At 47.7% G+C, this 9,215-nt stretch carries 12 protein-coding genes and 1 rRNA gene; 7 read left to right on the top strand and 6 right to left on the bottom strand.

The annotated features are described in order from the left end of the window. A 16S ribosomal RNA gene (locus CLV36_RS14560) occupies nt 1-81 on the top strand; the annotation flags it as partial. A 155-nt stretch (nt 82-236) separates the two neighbouring features. On the opposite strand, the gene CLV36_RS14555 is transcribed toward CLV36_RS14560, so the two are convergent. From CLV36_RS14555 to CLV36_RS14545, 3 genes are all read right to left on the bottom strand, one after another. Continuing rightward, nucleotides 237-830, bottom strand: coding sequence for a DUF6630 family protein (locus tag CLV36_RS14555; RefSeq protein ID WP_106343166.1), 594 nt, complete (start codon nt 828-830; stop codon nt 237-239). 303 nt (nt 831-1,133) lie between these two features. After that, entirely contained in the window at nt 1,134-1,559 is a 426-nt protein-coding gene (locus tag CLV36_RS14550; protein ID WP_106343165.1) for a TlpA family protein disulfide reductase, read from the bottom strand. 12 nt (nt 1,560-1,571) lie between these two features. After that, entirely contained in the window at nt 1,572-2,417 is an 846-nt protein-coding gene (locus CLV36_RS14545; protein ID WP_106343164.1) for an EamA family transporter, read from the bottom strand. A gap of 219 nt (nt 2,418-2,636) precedes the next feature. Between CLV36_RS14545 and CLV36_RS14540 the strand changes: the two genes are divergently transcribed. Together CLV36_RS14540 and CLV36_RS14535 are read left to right on the top strand one after the other, a co-directional pair. After that, nucleotides 2,637-3,332, top strand: coding sequence for a tetratricopeptide repeat protein (locus tag CLV36_RS14540; protein ID WP_106343163.1), 696 nt, complete (start codon nt 2,637-2,639; stop codon nt 3,330-3,332). A 15-nt stretch (nt 3,333-3,347) separates the two neighbouring features. Further along, nucleotides 3,348-3,932 carry a DUF1802 family protein gene (locus CLV36_RS14535; RefSeq protein WP_106343162.1) on the top strand — a complete coding sequence of 195 codons (585 nt, stop codon included), beginning with the start codon at nt 3,348-3,350 and terminating at the stop codon, nt 3,930-3,932. A gap of 58 nt (nt 3,933-3,990) precedes the next feature. Here CLV36_RS14535 and CLV36_RS14530 read toward each other — a convergent pair whose 3' ends face one another. After that, complete coding sequence (locus tag CLV36_RS14530; protein ID WP_022738529.1) at nt 3,991-4,272, bottom strand: hypothetical protein; 282 nt, start codon at nt 4,270-4,272, stop codon at nt 3,991-3,993. A 112-nt stretch (nt 4,273-4,384) separates the two neighbouring features. Here CLV36_RS14530 and CLV36_RS14525 point away from each other — a divergent pair, with 112 nt between their 5' ends. From CLV36_RS14525 to CLV36_RS14515, 3 genes are all read left to right on the top strand, one after another. Next, complete coding sequence (locus CLV36_RS14525) at nt 4,385-5,374, top strand: NAD(P)H-quinone oxidoreductase (RefSeq protein WP_106343161.1); 990 nt, start codon at nt 4,385-4,387, stop codon at nt 5,372-5,374. A 132-nt stretch (nt 5,375-5,506) separates the two neighbouring features. Continuing rightward, nucleotides 5,507-5,857, top strand: a complete 351-nt coding sequence (locus CLV36_RS14520; protein WP_106343160.1) for a carboxymuconolactone decarboxylase family protein — start codon at nt 5,507-5,509, stop codon at nt 5,855-5,857. A 400-nt stretch (nt 5,858-6,257) separates the two neighbouring features. Next, nucleotides 6,258-6,734 (top strand): CBS domain-containing protein, encoded by a 477-nt coding sequence (locus CLV36_RS14515; protein WP_022738535.1) that lies wholly within the window; start codon nt 6,258-6,260, stop codon nt 6,732-6,734. 145 nt (nt 6,735-6,879) lie between these two features. Here CLV36_RS14515 and CLV36_RS14510 read toward each other — a convergent pair whose 3' ends face one another. Further along, entirely contained in the window at nt 6,880-7,431 is a 552-nt protein-coding gene (locus CLV36_RS14510) for a hypothetical protein (protein ID WP_106343159.1), read from the bottom strand. Between the two features lie 354 nt (nt 7,432-7,785). On the opposite strand from CLV36_RS14510, the gene CLV36_RS14505 reads away from it, so the two are divergent. Continuing rightward, the gene (locus CLV36_RS14505; protein WP_106343158.1) at nt 7,786-8,595 is read left to right on the top strand and encodes a CPBP family intramembrane glutamic endopeptidase; all 810 of its coding nucleotides are present in this window, start codon (nt 7,786-7,788) and stop codon (nt 8,593-8,595) included. Nucleotides 8,596-8,689: 94 nt separating this feature from the next. Here CLV36_RS14505 and CLV36_RS17030 read toward each other — a convergent pair whose 3' ends face one another. After that, a complete protein-coding gene (locus tag CLV36_RS17030) occupies nt 8,690-8,890 on the bottom strand; it encodes a hypothetical protein (protein WP_146130652.1) in 201 nt (66 codons plus the stop codon). Between the last annotated feature and the right edge of the window lie 325 nt (nt 8,891-9,215).

Raw genomic sequence — 9,215 nt, 5'->3', positions numbered from 1 at the left:
CCGCCGAAGGTGGGGCAGATGATTGGGGTGAAGTCGTAACAAGGTATCCCTACCGGAAGGTGGGGATGGATCACCTCCTTTCTAAGGAGCTCTTTTCAGAGCATAATCGATCATTTTCTTGGGTCACGTGACACTCACTCTTTAGTTTTCAGGGAATGCGATTAAGCTCCAGCCTAAGGCTGGAGCTTTTTTATGTTGATTATGAGGAAAGCGGATAAAAATGCCAGCCTGCAAGTTTATGCTTTCCACAGGCTGGTGAGATGTTCGTACAAGGGCAGGGCGGATGGAAGCGTGTCGGGGATCGCCCAGTTCAGGGAAGATTCGCCAGGGGTATAGGGGGTGATGGTGCCGTAGCCTGAGGCTTGAGCCAAGGCGACACAATCTTCCATCCCCGCAGCTGGGAGGATGCCCATGGTGACTCCTGCGGGCGAAGGGGAGAATTCGCATAGTACATAATCGAATGATTGCAGATATTGGCTGGCTAATTGGATAAATAAATCTGTCTCCGATCCCGGTTGCCTGTGGCGAGTTGCATGACTCCCATCAAACCGCCCCTCTCTAATGACCCAAGTCATTCGTTTTTGTACTTGGGGTTGATGCAGACGAAAAGTGAGCTTGCGTTGTTTAAGCCCATGCAACAATGCAAACCATGGCAGATTGCTTAATGGCTTGTGCAATTTGAGTCGTTTGCCCCACAAGGCCTGCATCGGGTGATGGTATAAGTAGGAAATGGGGGAGGTGACGCTCCATTCCACTTCCGTGACCAATGTGGGATCTTCAGGCAACAGTTGTTGGCAGAGAGTGAGTAACGATTCAGATTGGTATTTCATCAACAGACCCCCTACCATAAAATATCGAACAAGCGTTCTTATGTTTCCATTATAAGGGGAGGAGGATGAAAGGGCAACTCCTTTTTGTGAACAATCGATTAAAGCCATAGGAGGCCTCTTTTATTGCTAGTTGGACCAATTCCTAAAAAAGGGTTATCTTACGCAATGTTTTGATAATAGTGAGCAACCGGTCACTCGGGCCGGAGGGTGCCTGTGGTGACCGGGGGGCAATTGGTGCATCATGGCCATAAGGGGACTGAGATCGGCGGAAAATTGCATGCTCCCCGCACTTTGCGCAAATAATCAGGAGAGTAGCTTGCCTATTTCGCTGATGATTCGTGGCAGTGGAACGGTCTCATCATATCTGCCGTGAATGCGGCCTTGTTGATCAATTAAGACGGTAGTGGGGACAGAGGTAACACCATAAGCATCGGCTACTTTGGTTCCCTCATCCCGTAGCACAGGAAATGTGAAAGCTGATTGCTTCATAAATGCAACGACGTGATCAGGACTCGCTTCTCTGCCAGTGACATCAATGGTCAAAAATGTAACTTTCGGGTGTTGTATGGTACGATACAATACTTCTTTCCTAGGTAGGGCGTCAAGGCATGCCGAACACCATGTCACCCAAAATTCCAGCCAGATCAATTGGCCAGCGTAATGCTCCAAGCGATGGGTTCTCCCTTCTAGATCAACCAGGGCGAACGAAGGAGCGAGTGGCTTGTCCATAGAAACTCCCCCTTACATCCGAATCAAGATCAACCCAGCGAACAACAAGAGCAAGCAAAGGCGTTGCATCCATGATAAGCGCTCGCGGTATATCAGGATCGACAACAGTGCGACAACCAAACTGTTGGTGGCGAAAATGGGAGCGATGATGCTTGCTGGCCCTTCTGACAAGGCGATGGAATAGATTTGCAATCCAGCGAACGAGAACACGCCTGCTCCAAGACCCCACCACCAGCCGATTGCACGGGTTCGTGGTGGCTCGGGGCGGTCGCGCAGGATGCTGATTCCAAACCAAGCGATTCCCACCACATAGCTGACGAATAAGATGGTGGCACCTGGCAGGTGAAGCTCTTCCGTGATTTTGAGTCCGCCATTGCGCAAGAAAAAGAGGAGCGTTGCTGTTAACACCAATCCATACCATGAGATGTTGCGGATGCGTAAGTTTTCGTTGGGGTCAATCGGCAACAGGGAAATCGCGGACACCAGCAGAATCACGCCGATCATCTCAGTCCAAGAGATGGTTTCCTGGTACAACAGGATCGACATGATGACAGTGAGCAAGATGTTGCTGTTCGTTAAAGGAGCGGTCAAACTAGCAGGTCCCACTTCTAGCGCCTTCATGAACAACAGATTGCCCGCGGCGGAACCGATGCCGATCACCAATCCGAACAACAGCACGGGCCAAGTGAATAACGTCGCCCCCGTGTATAACATCCACCACAAAAAGCCCATCGCCCCGCTGACATATAAGCCGAGTAGCAGATAATTATTGGATCCTTTATGGTGGGAACTGATTTTCATCATGAAACCCGCCAAGCCGAAGGTGAGCGAGCTGAACAGTGCAAGTATGAACCACATGGAGCGATATTCCTTTCTGTGTCGGTTCGTGTCAATGATGATGCCGTTGCTTGCGACAACTATTCCATGATAACGTGACTCATTTATCACGTCTACCAGTAGGAGACTCCTTCTTATTCTTATATTTGGGGGCGGCAAATATTTGCCCACCGGGCGGGAGTTGACAACCCCTAGGTTGGACAGGCATGCTAAAAGATAAAAGAGAGTGGGGGAAAGATCGTGCAAACAATAGATGGATTATTGCAAGAAGCATACGATTTGGTCGGCCAGCGGCTACCGAAAGAAACGTTTAGGGATGCGGAACATCCGAACAACCGCCTGTTAATCGGGGTCACCTGCCTGCGGGTCGGGGCGGTGAATGTGGCTTACCGCTTGTTTGAATCGATTGCGCAGGAAGGGCCAAAGGAGAATGCCAACCATCACTTCGCTTATGTGCGGAGTTTGGTGGAGATGGCTGAAATCGATGCTGAAAACGAACGCTACTCGCAGGCGGCTGAACATATGGCCACGGCGTTGGCTGAGTATCCTGAATCGATGGGATATATGATGAGCAGAGTTCATCTGGAAGTGTATTTGACTTATTACCAATATCAAGCGGGCAGAAAAGACGAAGCGCTGTCGAGTATCGCTGCGCTCTGCGCGCGTGAGGAGCAAGCCTTTCGGGAGATGGAGCCCAGTGATGCGAAGGCATTGGTGGGCCCCGGCTTGTGTTATGCATTGCATCAGTGGGCCTTGTTCTATGCGATGGAGGGCGAGTGGGATCGCGCATATGAAAAAGCGAAAAGCATGATTCCGTACGCTAATTCCGTCGACGAAGCCGGCGTGGAGCAAGCAGATCGGTTGCATCGGGAAGGAAATGGAGAGGCGGCTATGAACCGCTTAATTGAAGCGGTACGATATCGCGATGGAGAATGAGAAAGGGGGAGCAACATGTCGGCGGGGATCATCGCAGAGACCACGGTGGGTTTGAAAGATTGGGCGGTAGCTGTTGAAGCGTTGGGTTCCGGCAAGCAAATTCTGGTCATGCGCAAAGGGGGCATTGCCGAGGAGACACGCCATTTTACCGTCCAAAGTGATCGGTTTTATTTGTTTCCGGCATATGAACATCAGAAAGAAGAGCTGTTGAAGCCCCAATATCAGGGAGGAATCGCAGAAACCCGCAAGGAGTGGACTGATGGGCAACAAATGGTGACCATCAAATATTTCGCCGCATTGCATGAGGATATTGAAGTCCGCGAAGAAGAAGTGTTACTGCGCTTGTCCCCCTATCATATATGGAATGACCGGTTTGCGACGGAGCGGTTGAAGTGGAAGAAGAAACGCCCGCTGCATGTGTTGTTGTTGCGAGTGTACAAACTGGAACAGCCCTTTGCGATTCCAGTTCTCGACGCGTATCTTGGATGCAAATCGTGGCATCAATTGCCGGAAGAGCTGCGCGGATTGAAAGGAGTTCCCGTTTTGTCGGATGAGGCGTTCGAAAGAGAAGTGAAAGCGATCAAAGCCGCATTGGCTTAAGCTGTTCTTTTGTTGGCAACTACATGAAAACGGACTCCAGATTGGCGGAGTCCGTTTTTTAGGCGTTTTGTAAGGAGTTTACTTGATTTTCAAATTCAAGCAACAGTTCTTCCAATGTCATTTGGTTTTCCAGATACAACTGAACCAGCTCAAGGAAAAGGGTGTTTTTGTCCTCTGGCAGATTCAAGGTTTCCAACAGCTCGTTGAATGGGTCAAAATCACGAGCTAAGATATGTATGCTGTTTGATTGAAATAAGGTTTCCAACTGACTTGTCTTATGATAAATATCTTTGACCATTTTAAGTATAATGCCGATGAGGTGTTTTTTTTGTTGATCCATTCTAACTCCCTTTCTTCTTTCTTTATAATGGTACTAAAGGGTATTATAACAGATTAAATTGAATTTCTGCACTTGATTTCGGTTAACTTGCCAATTAGGAGGGGTTCAATCCATGAAAGCAGTCGTGATCAAAGAAAAGGGCGGGGCGGAGCAATTAGAGATTAAAGAAATCGCCAAACCCACATGCAAAGAAGATGAATTACTCGTTCGTGTGAAAGCGACCGCCGTGAACCGCGCCGATATCGCCCAACGGGAAGGCGCATATCCGCCGCCTCCTGGGGCGAGTCCCATCTTGGGGTTGGAGTTGGCCGGGATTGTGGAGGAAGTGGGGGAAGCATGCCAGGACAGATGGGCGGTAGGAGACCGGGTGTTTGGACTGCTATCGGGCGGGGGGTATGCGGAATATGCCGTATTGCCTGGCGCACTGGCTCTCCCAATTCCGGAGTCGTTATCTTTTGAAGAAGCGGCCGCCATTCCCGAAGTGTTTTTGACCGCATATCAGTGCTTATTTTGGATTGGGCGTCTGCAAAAAGGGGAAAAGGTGTTGATTCACGCTGGCGCCAGCGGGGTGGGTACAGCAGCGATCCAGTTGGCGCGGGCGACTGGGGCCGAGGCGTTGGTCACCGTCGGTTCGGAGGAAAAGCGGGATTTCTGCTTACGTTTGGGAGCCAAACACGCTTTCAATTACCGCGAAGGGAATTTTTCTGACAAGGTGTTAGAAGCTACCGATGGACAGGGCGTTGACGTGGTATTGGATTTTGTGGGTGCCCCTTATTGGCAACAAAACCTGAGTGTGCTGAAGATGGATGGCCGTTTGGTCTTCATCAGTGCGCTGGGTGGTACCAAGCTGGACCAAGCTTCCATCGGCGCTATTTTGCGCAAGCGCTTGACAATTACTGGCACGACTCTGCGTTCCCGTTCATTGGCGTATAAAGAAGCACTAAACCGTGATTTCGCTTCGTTCGCGCTTCCCCGGTTGGTCAGTGGAGAATTAAAGCCAGTCATTGATACCGTCTATCCGTTGTCAGAAGTGCAAGAAGCCCACCGCTATATGGAACAGAATAAGAACAAAGGCAAGATTGTGTTGCGAATAGAAGATTGATTTGGTTCTTTCGCTTGCTCCGTGCAAACAGGGTTGTGGCCTCCTGTTTGCATTTTTTTTCCGGAAAGAGAGAAACTAGGGTGGACACCCTGCGGTTTCATCAGGGTCATCTTGGATCAGGAGGTGGCAAGCATGGTGGAGCGAGGAATTGAACAAGCGCTACTTGAATACAAGGAAGGACTTGGCCGGTTGGCGAAACATCTGCCTGAAGTGGCGCACGCTTATAATCAGTTTACTGGGGCTTGCTTCAGTGAAGGTGCCTTGACCCTGAAGGAGAAGCACCTCATCGCGTTGGCGCTGGGCGTGTTTTCCAATGACGAATACTGCATCGTTTATCACACCAAAGGTGCGGTGGACAATGGGGCGAGCGAACAAGAAGTGTTGGAAGCGGCTGGAGTGAGTGCCGCGTTTGGGGGCGGTATGGCGATGTCCCAAGCGGTGACGGTTCTGCTTGAGGCGCTTGATGAATTGAAAGGAAAATGAGTTAATCGATCCGGTTTCGGCATGGAACCGGATTCATCATTTTTGTTCATATAAAAATATGTCATTAAGAAAAGTTTCGTTGCGCTTTTACAATTAACGAGGGAGGTTTATAAAATTTAAAAAAACAACAACAATTCGAGAAAGTCGGTTGATGTTATGGTAGGATTATTAACTTTTTTAAAATAGAGAAATGCTTGTTGACAAGGGGGAAAGTCCAGAGTACGATGGGAAAGGAATTGCGCATACGCAAAAATAGCTCCAAATCGGTTTAAGTTTGGCCATATTGGGGAATAAGGGCTTCCGGGAGAATGAATTAACAAGGAGAAGCCCGGGGCGTTCCGTGTTGAGCTACTCTATGGTAGTTTGCGTTTGATTACCGAGAGTAAGGGAGTTTGAGCACATGCTAAAACGAGATCAAGCCGGCTATTTGTTTGAACGCAAGATTACCCCTTTCATCATTCCGAAAGAGCAAGTGGTAGTCGTTGATCCGGATTGGTCACTGGAAAGGGCGCTTCTAGTATTGACACGAAAGGGGACGAATTCGGTTCCTGTGATCAATAAGGTGGGTCAAGTGGAGGGTCTGATCAGCAAAACAGAAATACTTGATTTCATGTTTAAAATCAGCCAAGGAAATGAAATTGACTTCAGCCAACTTAGCAAGTATAAAGTGCAGGAAGCGATGAACAAAAACCATTCTGGCATTCTGGCCAACTCGATTTTTTCATTCGCCTTTGAGGTGTTGATCAATCGATCATATATTCCCATCATTGATATAAAAGGGATGTTTGTGGGGATTTTGACCAGAAAAGTCATGATGGAACAAGTGATTGAATATTTCAAAGAAGAATATATGAATACAGTGGCAGATCAAATTTAACGCCTAAAAGACCAGGAGAGAAGATGGGGTAAAGGAAAACCGCTCCAATTTGATTGGGCGGTTTTCTCCGATCTGCGGCATGTTTTTATACATAAAGAAAATAAAAAAGAATACACATAAAAAATAATAAGTGCCATGCATTTGTTCAGTCTTTCACTTCCACAAACAGGTCATTCAACAGTTGATGCTGATGGCACTGCTGGAAAAACTGGCTCAATTCTTGCCAAAGTGCAGCTTCTTGTTGCCGTTCAGTGATTTGCGCAGTCAATTTGACGTATTGTAGCCACCCAAAGAAGGAGAAGGGGATGAATGGAAAAGAAAAGTCCTCTTTATAACAAGACATCAAGATGGGTTCCAACTCGCGGTAAGCACTTTTCAGAATGGTGATTTCAAGCGTTTCCGGTAGTTTCGCTGCGGCGTGTACCAAGGGGCGCTGTTTTTTCCAAATGTGGAGCATGCGTTTTTTTAGGAAGCTGTTGCGGTATCTGTCTTGATCCTTCGAATCGAGCGGGACGCGAAAAGAAGGTTTATTTTCACGCGCCTTGTTTTCATAAAAAAAGGATCGTTCAGACTTCTTGTAGGGGTCGGCACTCAACGCTGCTGAAGAGGTTTTTTTGCTTAAAAAATCAACCGGTGAAGCAATAGATTTCAAAATGGAAAGATGGCCTCTCGACAATAGCATATTGTTTTTTTCCATAACTATTCCTCCTACAAGTGCACTTCTGCATCAGACGAACAAGTGGTAAAAAATAAAAAAACGAATGAAGACAGAATAAAATGATAAAAAAGATGAAAGGCGTTCAAATCGCGCCTTCTATAGAATATTCTGCCTTAAAAATGTGTTTTAAGCAAGTGAATATCAGCTGAATTTCGCCTGATATTTGAACAATTCTTAGATATTTTTTCAGTAAGGTTTGTCTATTTTCGTAATATAATGTAAAATGTATGCGGCCTAAAATGTGGTTTGTGAACGTCTCATCATAGTATTTCCGTATGCAACGGGAAAATTCCTGTTTTCCCTAAAATTAGGAGAGTGAGGGAATCGGTTATAGTGAAAATATTGGAATTTATAGGGAAGCTGTTGTTGCTGATTGGTTTGGCAACTGTTTTTTCTATGCCGTTTATGCTGAACACCGGCAATGCGAACCTCAGCCTCGCCGGGCAGGATGTCGCTCTCATCCTAGCGGTTTTCTCCATGTATGGGCTATTTGAGAGGCGCCGGGGTTGGAAGCTCGGCTTGGGGCAACGATGTGGATGGGTGCGATTTGCCGAAGGGGCCGGGCTCGGTATTGCGCTGATCAGCATGGTAGTGCTGATGATCTTTGTGTTCGGGGGAGCCCAGATCATGGAAGCGCGATTTACGCCTACGGTATTGCAGAGTGCATGGCAAACGATCATTTTGTTCCTGTTGGTGGGATTGTCGGAAGAATTGATGTCCCGTGGGTATGTACAAGGCTTGCTTCGTCATCGGTTTAACAAGTGGGTGGCATGGAGTGTTTCGGCGCTTGTCTTCGCTCTGCTTCACGGGTTTAACCCTGGGGTTTGGAGCCACGGATTTCCTATCCTAAACCTCATTTTGGTGGGAGTGCTGTTCAGCGTCTATCGGGATGTGTCGGGCGGATTGTGGGCGCCCATCGGCTTTCACTTCACGTGGAATTTTTTCCAAGGTCCTGTATACGGATTTAAGGTGTCTGGGTTGGAAATGCAGTCGTTTTTGCAAACCAGGTCGCAAGGCGGGACATTTTTGTCGGGTGGTGCATTTGGCCCGGAAGGGAGTGTCGCATGTACGGTCGTTTTGCTAGCGGCTACATCATGGTTCATCTGGAAAGAACGAAATACACAAACCGCGGTGCCATCATAAAGCTGCGGTTTTCTTTTTTTTGACAAATGTGTTAGTGTCGATACGTAGGGACTGCGAAAAAAGCCTCACCGCGATTCCATAGCTATACCCACGTTCATGGCTTTTCCTTTTTGTTGGAGGTGGGTTTGGCGGTGTGGGGGGCTGGTATTTCGAAGGGGTTTGTTTGCGGGAGAGGGACGTACCAACCTTCCCCGATATGGCGATACGACGACTTGTTTTTCTTGTGCAACGGGCAGAAATCGCATCGGCCGCCCGGCCGTTTTTCATAGCATGCGAGGCAACGGATTGGTTTCATGAAAAAACTCCTTTCTTGATGGATGAACGGATGCGGACGATTGCGAAAATAACAAATTCCTCGGCTGGAGAGTGAACCGCGAGAGGGGAAGATATCCTAATATCAAGGATTTCCACGGAACGTGCGAAACTTCGCTTGCTATAGGGATATGTGTGAAGTAAAATAAAATGAGAATCACATGATAATCACTCTAATTTAGTAAGCGGGTGGTAGAAGGTGGTTCTGGTATAACACACCCATGGTTTTTATTCCACTTTATTTTACCATCCATGGGTTCGCAAATCATATCTCCAGAAAATAATCCCGCACCAATCAGCAGGAGATA

The organism is Laceyella sediminis, from assembly GCF_003003125.1.
Classification (GTDB): domain Bacteria; phylum Bacillota; class Bacilli; order Thermoactinomycetales; family Thermoactinomycetaceae; genus Laceyella; species Laceyella tengchongensis.
The sequence above is the reverse complement of the archived record's forward strand: the minus strand, read 5'-3'. Positions and strand labels throughout refer to the sequence as shown.

What these genes read in the sequence shown, in the direction of transcription:
- CLV36_RS14555 (WP_106343166.1), bottom strand. Translation starts at nt 830, where the DNA reads ATGAAATACCAATCTGAATCGTTACTCACTCTCTGCCAACAACTGTTG.
- CLV36_RS14550 (WP_106343165.1), bottom strand. Translation starts at nt 1,559, where the DNA reads ATGGACAAGCCACTCGCTCCTTCGTTCGCCCTGGTTGATCTAGAAGGG.
- CLV36_RS14545 (WP_106343164.1), bottom strand. Translation starts at nt 2,417, where the DNA reads ATGTGGTTCATACTTGCACTGTTCAGCTCGCTCACCTTCGGCTTGGCG.
- CLV36_RS14535 (WP_106343162.1), top strand. Translation starts at nt 3,348, where the DNA reads ATGTCGGCGGGGATCATCGCAGAGACCACGGTGGGTTTGAAAGATTGG.
- CLV36_RS14530 (WP_022738529.1), bottom strand. Translation starts at nt 4,272, where the DNA reads ATGGATCAACAAAAAAAACACCTCATCGGCATTATACTTAAAATGGTC.
- CLV36_RS14525 (WP_106343161.1), top strand. Translation starts at nt 4,385, where the DNA reads ATGAAAGCAGTCGTGATCAAAGAAAAGGGCGGGGCGGAGCAATTAGAG.
- CLV36_RS14520 (WP_106343160.1), top strand. Translation starts at nt 5,507, where the DNA reads ATGGTGGAGCGAGGAATTGAACAAGCGCTACTTGAATACAAGGAAGGA.
- CLV36_RS14515 (WP_022738535.1), top strand. Translation starts at nt 6,258, where the DNA reads ATGCTAAAACGAGATCAAGCCGGCTATTTGTTTGAACGCAAGATTACC.
- CLV36_RS14510 (WP_106343159.1), bottom strand. Translation starts at nt 7,431, where the DNA reads ATGGAAAAAAACAATATGCTATTGTCGAGAGGCCATCTTTCCATTTTG.
- CLV36_RS17030 (WP_146130652.1), bottom strand. Translation starts at nt 8,890, where the DNA reads ATGAAACCAATCCGTTGCCTCGCATGCTATGAAAAACGGCCGGGCGGC.